Raw genomic sequence first — 17,326 nt, forward strand, 5'->3', positions numbered from 1 at the left:
GGAAGGGGCGCAGGAAGAGGATCGGGACAGGGTGGACTTGTCGGCTTGCGCTGGCAGCAGCGGCGCTTCCGTGTCGGCCTGCGCGGCGCTGCCGTTGAGATGGACTATGGTAGTCAGACGCAATCGCGTGCAATCCGATTCAACCTGACCAGGAGTGAAACCCATGTCCTATATCGACGGATTCGTGGTGGCCGTTCCCCAGGCCAATCGCGACACCTATCGCCAGGTGGCGCAGAAGGCAGCCGCGGTGTTCAAGGAGTACGGCGCGCTGAAGGTGGTGGAATGCTGGGGTGACGATGTGCCGGAAGGCAAGCTTACGTCCTTTACGATGGCGGTGCAGCGCAAGGACGATGAAGCGGTGGTGTTCTCGTGGATCCTGTGGCCCTCGCGCGAGAAGCGCGACGCCGGCATGAAGGCAGCGATGGCGGACCCGCGCCTGAAGGAAGGGATGGACCCGATGCCGTTCGACGGGCAGCGGATGATCTATGGCGGCTTCGAGGTGATTGTCGACGCGTGAGCGCGAGGCGTCAGCGCGACGGGTGTGCGGGCCAGGCGCCGGCGTGGCAGCGCCGGCGCTCAGGCAAGCCAGTTCAGATCAGATGGAAGACCATGCCCAGGGCGATGGCGCTGCCCAGGGTTTCCACTGCTGCGAGGGCGAGAAGGTTCTTCAGTACGAAAGCGTCTTCTTTCTTCGTCACCATGGTCTGTCTCCCGGTCATTGGACTTGTTCTGCAGCACCATCGGCTGTGGCGATCCGGCGATTGCGGTGCCAGGCCGTCGATGTGGGTCCAGTAGACCGCATCCGCCCACTGGCCGGAAGCTGGCGAAAACCCGCTCGGCGAAAACCCGGATTCCTTCAGGAATGTGACAGGATCATGATTGACAGGCTTTGCAGGGCGCGCTTGCGGCTTGTTTGCCACGCTGCATGGCAATGGCCCACATTTGGGGGATGCCCGCCGTAGCCCGATGCGTCAAGATCAAGGCGTGGGTGGTCAAACAGATTGCCCCGCTACCATTTGAGCCCCGCTGCCTCCCCGGCAGGCGGGGCTTTTCTACATGGGGCGCGCGCGGCTCGGCGCGCCTGCAGGATGGCTTCGATGCGGGACGGCACAACGAAACCGGAGACAGCGATGAAGGTGATCACCGCAGGTGAAGCGGCGGCACTTGTGCAGGACGGCTGGACCGTGGCCAGCGCGGGCTTTGTCGGCGCGGGCCATGCCGAGGCTGTGACCGAAGCGCTGGAGCAGCGCTTCCTGCAGAGCGGGCTGCCGCGCGACCTGACGCTGGTGTACTCGGCCGGGCAGGGCGACCGCGGTGCGCGCGGCGTGAACCACTTCGGCAATGCCGGCATGACCGCCAGCATCGTCGGCGGCCACTGGCGCTCGGCCACCCGGCTGGCCACGCTCGCCATGGCCGAGCAGTGCGAGGGCTACAACCTGCCCCAGGGCGTGCTGACGCACCTGTACCGCGCCATCGCCGGCGGCAAGCCCGGCGTGATGACCCGGATCGGCCTGCATACCTTCGTCGACCCGCGCACCGCGCAGGATGCGCGCTACCACGGCGGCGCCATCAACGAGCGCGCGCGCCAGGCCATTGCCGGGGGCAAGGCATGCTGGGTCGATGCGGTCGACTTCCGCGGCGACGAGTACCTGTTCTACCCGAGCTTCCCGATCGACTGCGCGCTGATCCGCTGCACCGCGGCCGATAGCCGCGGCAACCTCAGCACGCATCGCGAAGCCTTCCATCATGAACTGCTGGCGATGGCGCAGGCGGCCCACAACTCGGGCGGCATCGTGATCGCGCAGGTCGAAAGCCTGGTCGACCACCACGAGATCCTGCAGGCCATCCACGTGCCCGGCATCCTGGTCGACTATGTCGTGGTCTGCGACAACCCCGCCAACCACCAGATGACGTTTGCCGAGGCCTTCAATCCGGCCTACGTGACGCCATGGCAGGGCGAGGGCGCGCATGCCGACGAGGCCGAGCCTGCGGCCGCCGCCGGGCCGCTCGACGCGCGCACCATCGTGCAGCGCCGCGCGGTGATGGAGCTGGCGCGCCGCGCACCGCGCGTGGTCAACCTGGGCGTTGGCATGCCGGCGGCGGTCGGCATGCTTGCGCACCAGGCCGGGCTGGACGGCTTCACGCTGACCGTCGAGGCCGGCCCCATCGGCGGCACGCCAGCGGATGGACTCAGTTTCGGTGCTTCGGCGTATCCGGAGGCAGTGGTGGACCAGCCTGCGCAGTTCGATTTCTACGAGGGCGGCGGCATCGACCTGGCCATCCTCGGCCTGGCGGAGCTGGATGGCCACGGCAACGTCAATGTCAGCAAGTTCGGCGAAGGCGAGGGCGCGGTGATTGCCGGCGTCGGCGGCTTTATCAACATCACGCAGAGCGCGCGTGCGGTGGTGTTCATGGGCACGCTGACGGCGGGCGGGCTGGAAGTCCGTGCCGGCGACGGCCGCTTGCAGATCGTGCGCGAAGGCCGCGTGAAGAAGATCGTGCCGGAGGTGTCGCACCTGAGCTTCAACGGGCCCTATGTGGCTTCGCTCGGCATCGCGGTGCTGTACATCACCGAACGCGCCGTGTTCGAGATGCGCGCCGGCAATGAGGGCGAAGCCCGCCTGACGCTGGTCGAGATCGCGCCCGGCGTGGACCTGCAGCGCGACGTGCTCGACCAGTGCGCAACGCCCGTGGCCGTGGCGCCGGACCTGCGCGAGATGGATGGGCGGCTGTTCCGGGCCGGGAGCCTGCGCCTGTGATTCTTGCGTCGCCGGCCGGGCTCAGGCGGGCTGCTGCCCTTGCGGCTGGCTGGCCGGCAGCGCCGGCATGGGCAGCGCCGGCTGGCAGACGGCCGCGGCCAGGCCAAGGAAGTGGCTGGAGGTGCGCAGGAACTGCTGGCAGGTCTGGCGGAAAAGCTCGAAGTCCATGTAGGTCTCGGTGTGATTGGGCTGCGCGGTCCGGCCGTGGCCACCGCGCCGCCGGCATCATGCGTGCCCGATATGACGGTTTCTTGAAAACCCGCCAGCCAGTGCCGGCCGCTGTCGCGCCGCGCGCACGCTCCCGCCATACTGCCCACTGTGCTGGCAGAGGTGCTAAAATGTAAGTCTTTGATTCTCTTGGCCAAATGCTGTAGTCGGCATGGCCGCGCCGGAACCCTCCCGGCGCCAGGCGAGAGTCAGGGCGAGATGAGTTCCAGACGCGTATCCGTTTGTGCCGGGTTCGCCTCCCGCCAACACCGATACCCATGACCACTACGAACGCACCAGAACCTACCACCGCCGCGGGGCAGACCGCCGTTCAGACTTTCGAAAGCTTCGGTCTGGACGCGCGCATCCTGCGTGCCTTGTCCGACCAGGGCTACACCACCCCCACGCCGATCCAGGCGCAGGCCATCCCGGTCGTGCTGCTGGGCAAGGACGTGATGGGTGCCGCGCAGACCGGCACCGGCAAGACCGCGGGCTTCGCGCTGCCGATCATCCAGCGCCTGCTGCCGCTGGCCAATGCCAGCGCCTCGCCGGCACGCCACCCGGTGCGCGCGCTGATGCTGACCCCGACGCGCGAGCTGGCCGACCAGGTCTACGACAATGTCGCCCGCTACGCCCAGCACACCGACCTGCGCAGCACCGTGGTGTTCGGCGGCGTGGACATGAACCCGCAGACCGACGCCCTGCGCCGCGGCGTGGAGATCCTGGTGGCCACCCCCGGCCGCCTGCTCGACCACGTGCAGCAGAAGTCGGTCAACCTGTCGCAGGTGCAGATGCTGGTGCTGGACGAAGCCGACCGCATGCTCGACATGGGCTTCCTGCCGGACCTGCAGCGCATCATCAACCTGCTGCCGGCGCAACGCCAGACACTGCTGTTCTCGGCCACGTTCTCGCCGGAGATCAAGCGGCTTGCGTCCAGCTACCTGAAGCACCCCGTCACCATCGAAGTGGCGCGCAGCAATTCGACCAACGAGAACGTGCGCCAGATGGTGTACCAGGTCGAAGACGGCCACAAGCAGGCGGCGGTTGTGCACCTGCTGAAGCAGCGTGCGGAGCAGGGGCTGTCGCGCCAGTGCATCGTCTTCGTCAACAGCAAGATCGGCTGCTCGCGCCTGGCGCGGCATCTTGAGCGCGAAGGCGTCAATGCCGCCGCCATCCACGGCGACAAGACCCAGACCGAGCGCATGCAGACGCTGGACGGCTTCAAGAGCGGCACCATCGATGCGCTGGTTGCCACCGACGTGGCCGCGCGCGGGCTGGATATTCCCTCCATGCCCTGCGTGATCAATTTCGACGTGCCGTACAGCGCCGAAGACTACGTGCACCGCATCGGCCGCACCGGCCGTGCCGGCGCCAGCGGCGATGCGCTGTCGATCTACGTGCCGGGCAATGACGAGCGCCTGCTGTCCGATATCGAGAAGCTGATCAAGCGCAGCATCCCGCGCGGCAAGCTGGAGGGCTTTGACCCGACCGGCGAGCGTGCGCGCCAGGCCGACACCGAGCGCCGCCGCGAGCGTGGCGACGTGCGCCGCGCGCGCGGCAACGGCGACGGCGAGGAACGTCCGCGCCGCCACGACCACAGCGCCAACCGCCAGGTGTTCCGTGCCTCGGACGATCCGTTCTTCTCGCGTCCGTACGAGCCCAGCGCGGCCAGCGTCGCGCAGGCCAAGGCGGCCGACGAAGTGGCCGCCGCGCTGACCCGCGGGCGCCAGGCGCCCAAGCGGCCGGTGGCGGCCTTGCTGGGCGGCGCGCCGCGCAAGTCCTGATCCTGCCGTAGCCTGGAATGGCCCGCCTGTGCGGGCCATTTGCTTTTTGGGGCCCGCTAGCCGTGCGGGGGGCGCGGCAGCGTGGCCAGGCGCTGCCGCCAGCCATCGGTGGCACGCGCAAGCCAGTCCTTCGCATTTCCCGCATTGTTCGACAACCCCAGGTGGGTGCCGGCCTCGCGCAGTGCGTCCAGCGGCGCGCTGGTGTCGATCGCCTGCGCGCCGCTCTGCTTGCTCAGCTTTTCGCCGATGTCGTTGGCCACCACCGGCACATGCAGGTAGGCCGGCGTGGGCAGGCCCAGCAGGTGCTGCAGGTGGATCTGGCGCGGGGTGGAGTCGAGCAGGTCGGCGCCGCGCACGATATGCGTGATGCCCTGCAGGCCGTCGTCGACCACCACCGCGAGCTGGTAGGCCCACAGTCCGTCGGCGCGGCGCAGCACGAAGTCGCCCAGCTCGGTTTCCAGGTTCTGGCACTGGCGGCCCTGCCAGCGGTCGTCGAAGCAGAGGGTGGCGGCCGGGCCGTCCGGCACGCGCACGCGCCAGGCGCGCGGCAGCTTGCCGTTCAGGCCATGGCGGCAGGTGCCGGGATAGCCCAGGGTCTGGTGCCGCTCGCGCACGTGCACCAGCGAATCGGCGATCTCCTTGCGCGAGCAGCCGCACGGGTAGAGCTGCCCGGCGGCGTCGAGGCGGCGCAGCGCATCGGCATAGAGCGGCTCGCGCCGGCTCTGCCACACCGGCGGCTCGTCCGGCGTCATGCCCAGTTGCTCCAGCGTGCGCAGGATGTTTTCGTCGGCGCCGCGCACGCAGCGCGGCATGTCGATGTCCTCAATGCGCACCAGCCATTGCCCGCCATGCGCGCGCGCATCGAGCCAGCTGGCCAGCGCGGTGACCAGCGAGCCCATATGCAGCGGCCCGGTGGGCGAGGGCGCGAAGCGGCCGCGATAGCCGGCCGCGGCAACCGTGGGGACTGCCGTCACTGCCATGAACCTGCCCTCAGCCGGCGAAGTCGGGTTGCTGCAGCAGCGCCTGCGCCAGGCGGGGATCTTCCAGCTTGCCGGCCCACCATTGCAACGCCTTGCCGCGGTTGCTGGTGCGCCAGGCCACCTTGAAGTTGCCCGGTGCGCGCACCTCGACGGTCTCGCGCGCCTGCAGCACGCCGCTTTCGATATGGGGCTGCGCCATCGGCGCCGGCAGCCAGCCGCAGCCCAGCCCGCGGATCTGCGCTTCGAGCTTGTCGCGCATGGTGGGCACCACCAGCACGTCCTGGCCGGCCAGCACGCCCTGGGTGCGCGCCGGCAGGTTGCGCGAGGTGTCGCCCACCGCGACGATGCGGTGCCGCGCGATCTGGATGGTGGTGAGCGGGCCTTCCTCGGTGGCCAGCGGATGGTGCGCGGCCACCGCGAACACGAACGGCATCGACCCCAGCGCCCGGATCTGGAAGCCCTGCGTGCTGGGCGCGTCATAGGCGCCGCCGATCACCAGGTCGGCGCGGTTGCTGATCAGCGCGTCCCAGGCGCCGGCGAGCACTTCCTTGGAAAAGCGCAGCCGGGTGGCGGTGTTTTCGGCGTAGAAGTCGTGGATCACCGGCAGCAGCGCGCGGAAGTTGATCAGGTCGTCGACCACGATGCTGAGGGTGGCCTCCCAGCCGGTGGCCAGGCGCTTGACGCGCCGGGCCAGATCGTCGGCGGCATGCAGCAGGTGGCGCCCCTCATCGAGCAGGGCGCGCCCGGCCGGCGTCAGCTCGGCGCGGTGGCGGCGCCGGTCGAACAGCAGCACGTCCAGGTCTTCTTCCAGCTTGCGCACCACATAGGTCAGCGCGGACGGGACCTTGCCCATCTCGTGGGCGGCGGCGGCAAAGCTGCCCTTGCGTTCGATGGCGTCCAGGACTTCGAGGGATTCTAGTGACAGGGCCATGTTCAGAATTTCTGAATGACTGCTTCTAAGGTGATCCCCGTAAATATACGCCTCCAGCCCTAAACTTCCTAGCATCAACAGCGAAAACGTATGCCGAGACACGGTTATCCAGCCGATGCTCCCGGCGAAAAAGGCTCAAGGAGGGCCATCAAAATGATTGAAATCAGAAAGTCTGCAGAGCGCGGTTACGCCGATCACGGCTGGCTGAAGTCCTATCATTCCTTCTCATTCGCCGACTACTACGACCCGCGGCATGTGCAGTTCGGGCCGCTGCGCGTGATCAACGAGGACCGCGTCGCGCCGGGCATGGGCTTTGGCACGCATGCCCACCGCGACATGGAAATCATCAGCTATGTGCTGGAAGGCGAGCTGGCCCACAAGGACAGCATGGGCAACGGCAGCGTGATCCGCCCGGGCGACGTGCAGCGCATGAGTGCCGGCACCGGTGTGCGCCATTCCGAGTACAACCACGCTGCGCACGATACCACCCACTTCCTGCAGATCTGGATCATGCCGTCCCAGAACGGCATCGCCCCCGGCTACGAGGAAAAGCACTTCGACGCGGCCGACAAGCGCGGCAGGCTGCGCCTGGTGGCCAGCGCCGACGGCGCCGAGGGCTCGGTGGTGGTGCACCAGGACATGCGACTGTACGCCGGGTTGTTCGATGGCGACGAGGCCGCCGCGCTGGCGCTCGCGCCGGGCCGCCGCGCCTATGTCCATGTGGCGCGCGGCCGGGTGACGGTCAACGGCAAGGCGCTCGAGGCCGGCGACGCGGCCAGTCTGGAAGATGTGGCCGACATCGCGCTGTCCGGCGGCGATGGCGCCGAGGTGCTGGTGTTCGACCTGCCCTGAGCCGCGTTCATTGCCGCATGCAATGGCCCGCCTGATGGCGGGCTTTTGCATTTTGCGCGGCACGCAGGGCCCCGGCAGGTAGCGCTGTGCTATCTTCTCGCTATGCATTGCGCCTGCGCCGGCACATCGCCGGCATGCCCGGAAGGGCCGGGCGTGCCCTGGGAACACCCTGTACCAAGATGACCTTTGTTTCCATTCTCCTGGCGCTGATCGCTGAACAGTTCCGCGCCCTGGGCCGCAACAACCCGATCCACGAGATCGTGCGCGCCCTCGGCGACCGCGCGGAACACGCCTTCGACACCGGCCGCCCGCGCGACGCGGCGCTGGCCTGGCTGACCGTGGTCCTGCCCCTGACCCTGGCGGTGATGGTGGTGCACTACCTGCTGGCCTCGATCAGCGTGGCGCTGACGCTCGCCTGGAACGTGCTGGTGCTGTACATGACGCTGGGCTTTCGCCAGTTCAGTCACTACTTCACCGATATCCACGAAGCCCTGAACCGCGACGACGTGCATACCGCGCGCGCGCTGCTGCACGAGTGGACCGGCCTGGACACGGTCGAGATGCCGGTCTCCGAGATCGTGCGGCACACGCTGGAAGCGGCAGTCATTGCCGTGCACCGGCACGTGTTCGGCGTGTTCTTCTGGTTCCTGGTGCCGATCGGCCCGGGTGGCGTGGTGCTGTATCGCACCGCCGAATACCTCGGCCGCCACTGGAGCCTGCCCTCGACCGAGCGCAGTCCGGCGCTGGGCCGCTTTGCGGCGCGCGCCTTCTATGTGCTGGACTGGATTCCGTCGCGGCTGACGTCGATCGGCTTTGCCATCGTCGGCAATTTCGAGGACGCGGTCTATGCCTGGCGCAACCACGCGCGCAAGTGGAACGATGCCGTCAACGGCATCCTGCTAGCCAGTGGGGGCGGGGCGCTGGGCGTGCGCCTGGGCACGCCGCTGGCCGAGGACGATTCCACCGTGGTGCTGCGCGCCAGCGTGGCCGGCCCGGCCGTGGACTACGCGCCCGGCATGGAAGCGGAGGATGACGGCAGCGGCGGTCCGGAACCTGCGCCGCCAGAATTTGGCGCCGAGCCCGGCGTGCGCACGTTGCAGTCGGCCGTGGGCCTGGTGTGGCGCGCGGTGGTGCTGTGGATGCTGCTGCTCGCCATGCTGTCGCTGGCGCTCTGGATCGGCTGAGCAGGGGCTTGAACCGGGCCGGCCGCACTAGGGTCTGTTCACATATAAAACGTACGCGCGTTGGCCCGAGCCGGGGTCAGCTACGCGAAGGGCGTCGCCGCAAAGGGTCATTCCCTTTGCAAGGCGCCCGACAAAGTAGATGGCCCCGGCTCGGGCCAACCCGGAGGGCAAGGGGGATACGCGGCGCATGGCGTCGTTGCCAGCCGCTTGCTTGGAATGACCAAGCGGCGCGACCGGCGCCTAGCCCTGCGCCGCGTATCCCCCTTGCGCGCGCACGTTTTATATGTGAACAGACCCTAGTCCCGCGCCGCCCCGCAGCGCCAGCAGGCGCCGAACTGGGCCTCATGCCATTCCAGGCAATGGCGGCATTGCCAGCTGGGCCCCGGCGCCGGGTTGGCGGCGGCATTGAGCACCGCCCACGCCTGGGCTTCCATCTCGTCATCCACCAGCCACACCTGTGGCGCACTCTCCCGGAACGGGATCTCGCCGGCTGCGCCTGCCAGCCAGGTATTGCGCAATTCCGCCCGGATGCCGGCCGCCCGCAGGACGTTCCGGCAATGGGCCGCATAGACGAGGGAAGTGGCGGACAGCAGCAGTTTCATGGCAGCGCACCGGGAACCCAGGTGCGCTTACCTTACCACGGCTTCACCAGGGCTTCTGCTGGCTGGATTCGTGCAGCAGCTGCGTGTAGAGCTGGTGCCGGCGCTCGGAAATGGCACCGGATGCCATCGCGGCCAGCACGCCGCAGCCGGGCTCGTTGACGTGATGGCAATTGTAGAAGCGGCACTGGGTCAGCAGCGGCCGGAACTCCGGGAAGGCGCGTTCCAGCATGCCTTCGCTGAGGTGGTACAGGCCGAACTCCTGGAAGCCCGGGGAATCGATCAGCGCGCCCGGGCGGCCGTCCACCGTGCCCCAGTCAGCCGGCAGGTGGTAGAGCCGGGTGAAGGTGGTGGTGTGCTTGCCTGAATCGAGCTTGGCCGAGATCTCGCGGGTCTGCGCGTCGACGCCCGGGATCAGCAGGTTCAGCAGCGACGACTTGCCCATGCCCGACTGCCCGATCAGGATGCTGGCCAGTCCCGCCAGGCGCGGCTTGAGCGCGGCCAGCGCTTGCGCCGGGTCGGCGCGCACCGATAGCTCCAGTGTGTCGTAGCCCAGTTCGCGGTACAGCGCCAGGCGGCCCCGCGCTTCCTCCAGCCGGTCCGGCAGGTCGGTCTTGTTGAGCACGATCAGCGGCCGGATCTCCAGCGCTTCGGCCGACACCAGCGCGCGTCCCAGCAGGTCTTCGGAGAAGCCCGGCTCGGTGGCCAGCACGATGATGACCTGGTCGATATTGGCCGCCAGCAGCTTGGACTTGAACTGGTCGGAGCGGTGCAGCAGGTTCTTGCGCGCCGAGGCCCTGGTGATCACGCACTGGTCGGCGGCGGCGCGCTCGACGCTGACATGGTCGCCCACCGCGCAGTCGCTCTTCTTGCCGCGCGGGAAGGCATGCATGCGCGTGCCGTCGCCCAGCTCGACCACATAGTGGCGGCCGTGGGCGGCGATGATCAGCGCGGTTTCGGTGGTCGTGCCGGCATTGGTGCCGCCGCCGGCGTTGCGGTGACGCGCGGCGCGGCTCATGCGTGCGCCAGCAGTCGGTCGATCCGCTGCGCGGCGGGCGGATGCGAGTAGTAGAAGGCGCTGTAGAGCGGGTCGGGCGTCAGCGTCGAGGCGTTGTCCTTGTACAGCTTCACCAGGGCCGAGACCAGGTGGCCGGCATCGGTCTGGTCGGCGGCAAAGGCGTCGGCCTCGAACTCATGGCGGCGCGACGACTGGCTAGCCAGCGGCCCCAGCAGGAAGGTGAAGACCGGCAGCGTCAGGAAGAACAGCACCAGCGCCAGCGCGCTGTTGGACACGCCCAGGTTGGGCACCACGCCCAGCCCGGTGTAGAACCAGCTGCGCGTGGCCAGCCAGCCCAGCAGCGCCAGGAACACCAGGCTCAGCGCAAAGGTGACGACAATGCGCTTGGCCACGTGGCGGCGCTTGAAGTGGCCCAGCTCATGCGCCAGCACCGCCTCGATCTCGTCGCCCGACAGGCGCGACAGCAGCGTATCGAAGAAGACAATGCGCTTGGCGGCGCCAAAACCGGTGAAGTATGCATTGCCGTGGGCGCTGCGCTTGCTGCCGTCCATCACGAACAGGCCCTTGCTGGCAAAGCCGCAGCGCTGCATCAGGGCCTCGATGCGCTGGCGCAGCGACTCATCGGTCAGCGGCTCGAACTTGTTGAACAGTGGCGCGATAAAGGTCGGGAACACCACCAGCAGGAACAGGTTGAACGCCATCCACACCAGCCAGGTCCAGAGCCACCACAGCGAGCCGGCGCGCTCCATCAGCCACAGCACCGCCAGCAGCAGCGGCAGGCCCAGCGCGCACGCGACCACCAGCATCTTGGCCATGTCGGCCAGCCACAGGCCGAAGGTCATCTTGTTGAAGCCGAAGCGCTCCTCGATGCCGAACTGGCCGTACAGCGAGAAGGGCAGGTCGACCAGCCCGCCGATCAGCGCCACGCTGGCCACCAGCGCCACGCCGTAGAAATAGCCAGGGCCGAACGTGTCCAGCCAGAACTGGTTGAGCCACTGCAGCCCGCCCAGCATGGTGAAGCCGATCAGCACCGCGGCCCCGGCCAGCACCTCCAGCATCGACAGCCGGGTGCGGGCGATGGTGTAGTCGGCAGCCTTCTGGTGCGAAGCCAGGGTGATGGTGTCGGCAAAGCGCGCCGGCACCGTATTGCGGTGCTGCGCCACATGGCGGACCTGGCGGGCGGCCAGCCAGAGCTTGATCAGCACCATCAGCACCAGGGCGGCGAGAAAGACAATCGTGAACATCGGCAAGAGCCTTGTGGGTGCGGGCGCCCGGCATTGTGCGCGGCGGGCGTCCGTTGGGACCGCCGGATCCCGGGGTGGGGCAGGCGGCGGTCCGGGATATCCGGAAAACGGCCCGGCGCTGGTGCGCAAACGGCCATCCCGGACGGATATGCGAGAATTATAAATTGTTCGCGCCCGGCCTCGCCCCGGCCGCTTCCCTGAAATCCCACTCTTCCGCAGTCCCGATGACAAGCCAAGCCACCGCCAAATCCGTCAAAAGTGAAAATAACCTGATCTGGCTGGACATGGAAATGACCGGTCTGCAGCCGGATACCGACCGCATCATCGAAATCGCGATCGTCATTACCGACTCCGAACTCAATATCCTGGCCGAAGGCCCCGTGCTGGTGATCCACCAGAGCGATGCCGTGCTCAACGGCATGGACAACTGGAACAAGGGCACCCACGGCCGCTCGGGCCTGATCGACAAGGTCAAGGCATCGACCCTGACCGAAGAGCAGGCCGAGGCCGAGCTGCTGGCCTTTCTCAAGCGCTGGGTGCCGGCCGGCAAGTCGCCGATGTGCGGCAACTCGATCTGCCAGGACCGCCGCTTCATGGCGCGCTACATGCCCAAGCTGGAGTCGTTCTTCCACTACCGCAATCTGGACGTGTCGACGCTGAAGGAGCTGTGCAAGCGCTGGGAGCCGGCCATCCACAAGGGCTTTATCAAGCGCCAGCTGCACACGGCGCTGGCCGACATCCTGGAGTCGGTCGAAGAGCTGCGCTACTACCGCACGCACTTTATCCGTCACACCGCGCCGGGCGCGGCACCCGCTGCCGATGCGCCGGCCGCCGACACCCCGGCGCAATAAGCGGGGCCAGCCGCTCCCGTCACAACAGCCCACCACAACCGACGCGCCGTCCCCGCCCGGCGGCCGCCTTGCCGCCGCCGGGCGCCCAGCCGCTGCCAGGGGCGCGCGCCGCCCGCCTGCCCATGCTTGAGCGCATTGTCTCCATCATCACCCCGGTCATCCTGATCATCCTGGTCGGGTGGCTGTACGGGCGCAAGGCCCACCCGGACATGGCCGGCATCAACCGTGCCACGCTGGACGTGATCGCGCCGCTGCTGGTGGTGTCGGCCTTCGTCAGCAAGGATTTCGTGCTGGCCGACCAGCTGGTGCTGCTGGGCTGCGCAGTGGCGGTGGTGCTGGGCTCGGGCGTGCTGGCCTGGGGCATGGCACGGCTGCTGAAGGTCGATCCGCGCACCTTCGTGCCGCCGATGATGTTCAATAACTGCGGCAACATGGGCCTGCCGCTGTCCGTCTTCGCCTTCGGTCCGGCCGGCCTGGCGCCGGCGGTGGCGCTGTTCGCGGCGTCGAACCTGATGCACTTCACCATCGGCATGAAGATCGTCAACCGGCATGCGTCGCTGGCGCAGATCGCGCGCAACCCGATGGTGCTGGCCACCGTGGCGGGCGTGGCGCTGGCGCTGGCGCGGCCGTGGTTCACGCTGCCCGATCCGGTCTACCAGTCGGTCAAGCTGCTGGGCGACGCCACCGTGCCGCTGATGCTGTTCGCGCTGGGCGTGCGCATGAAGGACGTGAGCCTGCGCAACTGGGGCATGGGCCTGGTGGGCGCCGCGGCGTGTCCGCTGACGGGGATCGCGGTGGCGCTGCTGCTGGCGCAATGGGTGCCGTTGACCGACCTGCAGCGCGGCCTGCTCTTTGTGTTTGCCGCGTTGCCGCCGGCGGTGCTGAACTTCCTGGTGGCGGACCACTTCCGGCAGGAGCCGGACCAGGTGGCGTCGATCGTGCTGCTGGGCAATATCGCCGCGGTGGTATTCGTGCCGGTGGGGCTGTACCTGGGCTTGCGCTGAGGCGTAGAAAGGCGCGGGGAGGGTGCCCGCTCGGCGCTCGCCGGCGGGCGGGTCGATTACGCCGCGGGTTTGGCCCGGACGGCGTTTTTCGGGCGCCAGGCCTTGACGATGGCCTCGTCGGTTTCCATGTAGGGGCCGCCGATCAGGTCGATGCAGTACGGTACTGCCGCAAAGATCCCTTGCACCACGGACTTGCCGTCGGCGTCGCGCAGGCCTTCCAGGGTCTCGCGGATCGCGCGCGGCTGGCCGGGCAGGTTGACGATCAGCGCGGCGCGGCTGGCGGTCTCGCGGACCACCGCCACCTGGCGCGACAGGATCGCGGTCGGCACGAAATGCAGGCTGACCTGGCGCATCTGCTCGCCAAAGCCGGGCATTTCCTTGGTGCCCACGGCCAGCGTGGCCTCGGGCGTCACGTCGCGGCGCGCCGGGCCGGTGCCGCCGGTGGTCAGCACCAGGTCGCAGCCGGCCACGTCGACCAGCTCGATCAGGGTGCGCGAGATCTGTGCCTGCTCGTCCGGGATCAGGCGCTCCAGCGCCTGCCAGGGCGAGGTCAGCGTGCGCCCGAACCACTCGCGCAGCGCCGGGATGCCTTCGTCCTGGTAGGTGCCGGCCGAGGCGCGGTCCGAGATCGAAACAAAGCCGACAACGAGTTCGTCGGGATGGTTACGGACAACCGGCTGGGTGGTCTGGGTCATGCCTCGGGCTCCGGGGTGGGGGATTGGTCCTCCGTGGCAGCGCCCTTGCCATCCTTCAGGTCGAGCGCCGTCTTGATCGCCTGGAACAGCTCGCGGAAATAGCGTGGCGGCTTGCCCAGCTCTTTTTCCTTGCGCGCGTTGCGGATGGTGTTGCGCAGCGCCTGCACGTCACTGCCGGGATGCTCGGCCAGGAAGCGCGTCAGCGCCGCGTCGTCGGCCAGCAGCAGTTCGCGCCAGCGTTCGATCAGGTGCATGCGGGCGGTTTCGGCCTTGCTGGTGCCCTTGAAGCCTTCCAGCGCTTGCCGGATCACCTCGACCTCATCGTCCTCGAGGCCGCGCATGATCTTGCCCACGAACTGCATCTGGCGGCGCTTGCCTTCGTGGCTGTTGATGCGGCGCGCCTGGTGGATGGCGTCGGCCAGCGCTTCGGGCATGGGCACGCGCGCCAGGCGGTCCTTGGCCAGCGCTTCGAGTTCGGCGCCAAGGTCCTGCAGGGCGGTCATGTCGCGCTTGCGCTGAGACTTGCTTTTCGGTTCGTCGTCTTCCGGTTCGGGCGCAAAGCCTCCGGGAAAGCGCGAGCCTTGGGGGTTACGGGAATTTCGCGTCATGCCCGGCATTTTATCTTGCTATGATTGCCGCTTGGACTTTTGATGACACCCGCCCAGCATGGACCACATGGACCAGATCGCCGAACAGACCGCGCATTTCACCTACACCCAGGCCCAGCTCAGCGAGATGGCCGCCGATGTGCTGCGCGTGGCACGCGAACTGGGCGCGACCGACGCAGCCACCGAGATCTCCGAAGGCAGCGGCCTGTCGGTGTCGGTGCGCAAGGGGCAGGTGGAAACCATCGAGCAGAACCGGGACAAGGTGGTCGGGGTCACGGTGATGATCGGCAAGCGCCGCGGCAACGCCAGCACCTCGGACTTCTCGCCGGCCGCGCTGCGCGCCACCGCTGAAGCGGCCTACAACATCGCCCGCTTCACCGCCGAGGATGACTGCGCCGGCCTGGCCGAAGAAGAACTGCTGGAACGCGCGCCGCAGGACCTGGAGTTGTTCCACCCGTGGGCGCTGGACGCCGAGCGCGCCATCGACATCGCCACCCGTGCCGAGGCCGCGGCCTTCGCGGTGTCGCCGCGCATCCGCAACAGCGACGGCGCCAGCGTGTCGGCGCAGCATTCGCAATTCGTGCTGGCGACCACGCGCGGCTTCTCGGGCGGCTACCCGTATTCGCGCCATTTCATCTCGTGCGCGCCGATCGCCGGCAGCGGCAGCGGCATGCAGCGCGATGACTGGTATTCGTCCAAGCGCTCGCCGCTGGCACTGGCCGCGCCCGAGGACATCGGCCGCTACGCCGCCGAGCGCGCGCTGGCGCGGCTGCAGGCGCGCCAGCTGTCCACGCGCCGCTGCCCGGTGCTGTTCGAGGCGCCGCTGGCCGCGGGGCTGCTGGGTGCCTTCGTGCAGGCGGTGTCCGGCGGCGCGCTGTACCGCAAGTCCACCTTCCTGTGCGACTCCCTGGGCCAGGCCGTGTTCGCCCCGCACATCCAGATCCATGAGCACCCGCATCTGCCCGGCGCCATGGGCAGCGCCCCGTTCGACGAGGAAGGCGTGCGCACCCGCGCCCGCGACGTGGTGCGCGACGGCGTGGTGCAGGGCTATTTCCTCTCGACCTATTCCGCGCGCAAGCTCGGCATGCAGACCACCGGCAATGCCGGCGGCTCGCACAACCTGACGCTGTCGAGCAGCCTGACCGAGCCTGGCGACGACTTCCCGGCCATGCTGCGCAAGCTCGGCACCGGCCTGCTGGTGACCGAGCTGATGGGGCAGGGCGTCAACTACGTGACCGGCGACTATTCGCGCGGCGCCTCGGGCTACTGGGTCGAGAACGGCGTGATCCAGTACCCCGTGGAAGAAATCACCATCGCCGGCAATATGGCCGAGATGTTCCGGCAGATCGTCGCCATCGGCGCGGATGCGCTGGTGCGCGGCACCAAGGAGACCGGCTCGATTCTGCTTGAGCAGATGACGATCGCCGGCAACTGAGGCGCCGGGCCGCCGCGCCCCGGCTGGTCAGTCCAGGCCGGCGCGGTCCACCACGAAGCGCACACGCTCGAAGTTGATGTTGGCGCCGGAGGTCACCGCGACCAGCGCCTGGTCGCGGATGCCTTCGCGCTGCGCATACTGCCTGGCGGCGGCCACCGCCAGCGCACCTGCGGGTTCGAGCAGGCTGCGGGTGTCTTCGAACACATCCTTGATCGCCGCGCACAGCGCATCGGTATCCACGATCAGGATCTCATCCAGGTAGCGGCGGCACAGGCGGAAGGTCTCTTCGCCCACCAGCTTGACCGCGGTCCCGTCCGAGAACAATCCCACCTGCGCCAGTTCCACGCGCCGGCCGGCCCGGATCGACTGCGCCATTGCGCACGAGTCCTCGGTCTGCACGCCGATCACCCTGATCTCCGGCCGCACCGCCTTGACGTAAGTCGCCACGCCTGCGGCCAGGCTGCCGCCGCCGATGGGCACGAAGATCGCATGGATCGGGCCGCGATGCGCATTGAGGATTTCCGCCGCCACCGTGCCCTGGCCGGCGATGACATCGGGGTCGTCAAAGGCCGGGATGAAGGTCAGCCCTTGCTCGGCCTGCAATGTCATTGCATGGCGAAAGGCGTCGGTGTAGGAATCGCCCGCCTGGATCACCTCGACGGTCGGGCCGCCGTGCGCACGCGCCGCGTCGACCTTGACCTGCGGCGCCGTGGTCGGCACCACGATCAGGGCCCGCACCCCGAGGCGCGCCGCCGACAGCGCCACGCCCTGGGCATGGTTGCCGGCAGAGGCGGTGATGACGCCGCGCCGCAGCGCTTCGGGGCTGAGGTGCGCCATCTTGTTGTAGGCCCCGCGCAGCTTGAAGGAGAACACCGGCTGGGTGTCTTCGCGCTTGAGGTAGACACGGTTGTGCAGTTGGGCCGACAGCTGCCGGGCGAAGTCGAGCCCGGTCTCGCGCGCCACCTCGTAGACGCGCGCGTTCAGGATGCGCTTGAGGTAACTGCGCTGGTCGACGGCCTGGTCGTTGGTGTTGTGGGTGCTGCTGGTGCTGTCAGCGGCGGGTTCGGCGATTGCCTGCATGGAAGGGCTCCGGGGTCGATGTCTTGATGCCCTGAGCCGGAAACAGAAAACCCGCCATCAGGGCGGGTTTCTGCGAAAAACTGATCTGGACGCGC

Annotated in this window: 16 protein-coding genes and 1 pseudogene; 8 read left to right on the forward strand and 9 right to left on the reverse strand. The window is 68.2% G+C overall.

From position 1 onward, the window contains the following. Window positions 1-163 precede the first annotated feature (163 nt). Together ACZ5MJ_RS03985 and ACZ5MJ_RS03990 are read left to right on the forward strand one after the other, a co-directional pair. A complete protein-coding gene (locus ACZ5MJ_RS03985) occupies window positions 164-517 on the forward strand; it encodes a DUF1428 domain-containing protein (protein ID WP_464222543.1) in 354 nt (117 codons plus the stop codon). 613 nt (window positions 518-1,130) lie between these two features. Further along, on the forward strand, window positions 1,131-2,759 hold the full coding sequence (locus ACZ5MJ_RS03990) for an acyl CoA:acetate/3-ketoacid CoA transferase (RefSeq protein ID WP_464222544.1): 1,629 nt from the start codon (window positions 1,131-1,133) through the stop codon (window positions 2,757-2,759). Window positions 2,760-2,780: 21 nt separating this feature from the next. On the opposite strand, the gene ACZ5MJ_RS03995 is transcribed toward ACZ5MJ_RS03990, so the two are convergent. Continuing rightward, entirely contained in the window at window positions 2,781-2,927 is a 147-nt protein-coding gene (locus ACZ5MJ_RS03995; RefSeq protein WP_464222545.1) for a hypothetical protein, read from the reverse strand. Window positions 2,928-3,244: 317 nt separating this feature from the next. Here ACZ5MJ_RS03995 and ACZ5MJ_RS04000 point away from each other — a divergent pair, with 317 nt between their 5' ends. After that, window positions 3,245-4,750 (forward strand): DEAD/DEAH box helicase, encoded by a 1,506-nt coding sequence (locus ACZ5MJ_RS04000; RefSeq protein WP_464222546.1) that lies wholly within the window; start codon window positions 3,245-3,247, stop codon window positions 4,748-4,750. 56 nt (window positions 4,751-4,806) lie between these two features. On the opposite strand, the gene gluQRS is transcribed toward ACZ5MJ_RS04000, so the two are convergent. Together gluQRS and ACZ5MJ_RS04010 are read right to left on the reverse strand one after the other, a co-directional pair. Continuing rightward, entirely contained in the window at window positions 4,807-5,730 is a 924-nt protein-coding gene (gene gluQRS, locus ACZ5MJ_RS04005; protein ID WP_464222547.1) for a tRNA glutamyl-Q(34) synthetase GluQRS, read from the reverse strand. Window positions 5,731-5,740: 10 nt separating this feature from the next. Continuing rightward, entirely contained in the window at window positions 5,741-6,661 is a 921-nt protein-coding gene (locus ACZ5MJ_RS04010) for a LysR family transcriptional regulator (RefSeq protein WP_464222548.1), read from the reverse strand. A gap of 153 nt (window positions 6,662-6,814) precedes the next feature. Between ACZ5MJ_RS04010 and ACZ5MJ_RS04015 the strand changes: the two genes are divergently transcribed. Both ACZ5MJ_RS04015 and ACZ5MJ_RS04020 read left to right on the forward strand, forming a co-directional pair. Continuing rightward, window positions 6,815-7,513, forward strand: coding sequence for a pirin family protein (locus ACZ5MJ_RS04015; RefSeq protein ID WP_464222550.1), 699 nt, complete (start codon window positions 6,815-6,817; stop codon window positions 7,511-7,513). Window positions 7,514-7,692: 179 nt separating this feature from the next. Then, entirely contained in the window at window positions 7,693-8,697 is a 1,005-nt protein-coding gene (locus ACZ5MJ_RS04020; RefSeq protein ID WP_464222551.1) for a CobD/CbiB family protein, read from the forward strand. 296 nt (window positions 8,698-8,993) lie between these two features. On the opposite strand, the gene ACZ5MJ_RS04025 is transcribed toward ACZ5MJ_RS04020, so the two are convergent. Genes ACZ5MJ_RS04025 through ACZ5MJ_RS04035 form a run of 3 tightly spaced genes read right to left on the reverse strand, consistent with a single transcriptional unit; the run spans window position 8,994 to window position 11,558 of the window. After that, window positions 8,994-9,299: a putative signal transducing protein gene (locus tag ACZ5MJ_RS04025; protein ID WP_464222553.1), complete on the reverse strand. Its 306-nt coding sequence runs from the start codon at window positions 9,297-9,299 to the stop codon at window positions 8,994-8,996. A gap of 43 nt (window positions 9,300-9,342) precedes the next feature. Then, window positions 9,343-10,314 (reverse strand): ribosome small subunit-dependent GTPase A, encoded by a 972-nt coding sequence (gene rsgA / locus ACZ5MJ_RS04030; RefSeq protein ID WP_464222554.1) that lies wholly within the window; start codon window positions 10,312-10,314, stop codon window positions 9,343-9,345. After that, window positions 10,311-11,558, reverse strand: a complete 1,248-nt coding sequence (locus tag ACZ5MJ_RS04035) for a M48 family metallopeptidase (protein WP_464222555.1) — start codon at window positions 11,556-11,558, stop codon at window positions 10,311-10,313. Before ACZ5MJ_RS04035 ends, rsgA begins: the two co-directional genes overlap by 4 nt. Window positions 11,559-11,782: 224 nt before the next feature. Here ACZ5MJ_RS04035 and orn point away from each other — a divergent pair, with 224 nt between their 5' ends. Beyond that, window positions 11,783-12,409, forward strand: a complete 627-nt coding sequence (gene orn / locus ACZ5MJ_RS04040; protein ID WP_464222557.1) for an oligoribonuclease — start codon at window positions 11,783-11,785, stop codon at window positions 12,407-12,409. Window positions 12,410-12,531: 122 nt separating this feature from the next. Beyond that, on the forward strand, window positions 12,532-13,413 hold the full coding sequence (locus tag ACZ5MJ_RS04045) for an AEC family transporter (RefSeq protein ID WP_464222558.1): 882 nt from the start codon (window positions 12,532-12,534) through the stop codon (window positions 13,411-13,413). A gap of 56 nt (window positions 13,414-13,469) precedes the next feature. On the opposite strand, the gene mog is transcribed toward ACZ5MJ_RS04045, so the two are convergent. Both mog and yjgA read right to left on the reverse strand, forming a co-directional pair. Next, window positions 13,470-14,108, reverse strand: a complete 639-nt coding sequence (gene mog, locus ACZ5MJ_RS04050) for a molybdopterin adenylyltransferase (RefSeq protein WP_464222560.1) — start codon at window positions 14,106-14,108, stop codon at window positions 13,470-13,472. Further along, window positions 14,105-14,716, reverse strand: coding sequence for a ribosome biogenesis factor YjgA (yjgA, locus tag ACZ5MJ_RS04055; RefSeq protein WP_464222561.1), 612 nt, complete (start codon window positions 14,714-14,716; stop codon window positions 14,105-14,107). Before yjgA ends, mog begins: the two co-directional genes overlap by 4 nt. A 67-nt stretch (window positions 14,717-14,783) precedes the next feature. On the opposite strand from yjgA, the gene pmbA reads away from it, so the two are divergent. Then, window positions 14,784-16,151, forward strand: a complete 1,368-nt coding sequence (pmbA, locus tag ACZ5MJ_RS04060; protein ID WP_464223647.1) for a metalloprotease PmbA — start codon at window positions 14,784-14,786, stop codon at window positions 16,149-16,151. A 39-nt stretch (window positions 16,152-16,190) separates the two neighbouring features. On the opposite strand, the pseudogene ilvA reads toward pmbA, so the two are convergent. After that, window positions 16,191-17,231, reverse strand: a pseudogene (ilvA, locus tag ACZ5MJ_RS04065) (threonine ammonia-lyase, biosynthetic); the annotation flags it as partial. Window positions 17,232-17,326: the final 95 nt, after the last annotated feature.

This window comes from Cupriavidus sp. LA-1, assembly GCF_055385985.1.

What these genes read in the sequence shown, in the direction of transcription:
- ACZ5MJ_RS03995 (WP_464222545.1), bottom strand. Translation starts at nt 2,927, where the DNA reads ATGGACTTCGAGCTTTTCCGCCAGACCTGCCAGCAGTTCCTGCGCACC.
- ACZ5MJ_RS03985 (WP_464222543.1), top strand. Translation starts at nt 164, where the DNA reads ATGTCCTATATCGACGGATTCGTGGTGGCCGTTCCCCAGGCCAATCGC.
- ACZ5MJ_RS04045 (WP_464222558.1), top strand. Translation starts at nt 12,532, where the DNA reads ATGCTTGAGCGCATTGTCTCCATCATCACCCCGGTCATCCTGATCATC.
- ACZ5MJ_RS04010 (WP_464222548.1), bottom strand. Translation starts at nt 6,661, where the DNA reads ATGGCCCTGTCACTAGAATCCCTCGAAGTCCTGGACGCCATCGAACGC.
- orn (WP_464222557.1), top strand. Translation starts at nt 11,783, where the DNA reads ATGACAAGCCAAGCCACCGCCAAATCCGTCAAAAGTGAAAATAACCTG.
- ACZ5MJ_RS03990 (WP_464222544.1), top strand. Translation starts at nt 1,131, where the DNA reads ATGAAGGTGATCACCGCAGGTGAAGCGGCGGCACTTGTGCAGGACGGC.
- yjgA (WP_464222561.1), bottom strand. Translation starts at nt 14,716, where the DNA reads ATGACGCGAAATTCCCGTAACCCCCAAGGCTCGCGCTTTCCCGGAGGC.
- gluQRS (WP_464222547.1), bottom strand. Translation starts at nt 5,730, where the DNA reads ATGGCAGTGACGGCAGTCCCCACGGTTGCCGCGGCCGGCTATCGCGGC.
- rsgA (WP_464222554.1), bottom strand. Translation starts at nt 10,314, where the DNA reads ATGAGCCGCGCCGCGCGTCACCGCAACGCCGGCGGCGGCACCAATGCC.
- pmbA (WP_464223647.1), top strand. Translation starts at nt 14,784, where the DNA reads ATGGACCAGATCGCCGAACAGACCGCGCATTTCACCTACACCCAGGCC.
- ACZ5MJ_RS04025 (WP_464222553.1), bottom strand. Translation starts at nt 9,299, where the DNA reads ATGAAACTGCTGCTGTCCGCCACTTCCCTCGTCTATGCGGCCCATTGC.
- mog (WP_464222560.1), bottom strand. Translation starts at nt 14,108, where the DNA reads ATGACCCAGACCACCCAGCCGGTTGTCCGTAACCATCCCGACGAACTC.
- ACZ5MJ_RS04015 (WP_464222550.1), top strand. Translation starts at nt 6,815, where the DNA reads ATGATTGAAATCAGAAAGTCTGCAGAGCGCGGTTACGCCGATCACGGC.
- ACZ5MJ_RS04035 (WP_464222555.1), bottom strand. Translation starts at nt 11,558, where the DNA reads ATGTTCACGATTGTCTTTCTCGCCGCCCTGGTGCTGATGGTGCTGATC.
- ACZ5MJ_RS04000 (WP_464222546.1), top strand. Translation starts at nt 3,245, where the DNA reads ATGACCACTACGAACGCACCAGAACCTACCACCGCCGCGGGGCAGACC.
- ACZ5MJ_RS04020 (WP_464222551.1), top strand. Translation starts at nt 7,693, where the DNA reads ATGACCTTTGTTTCCATTCTCCTGGCGCTGATCGCTGAACAGTTCCGC.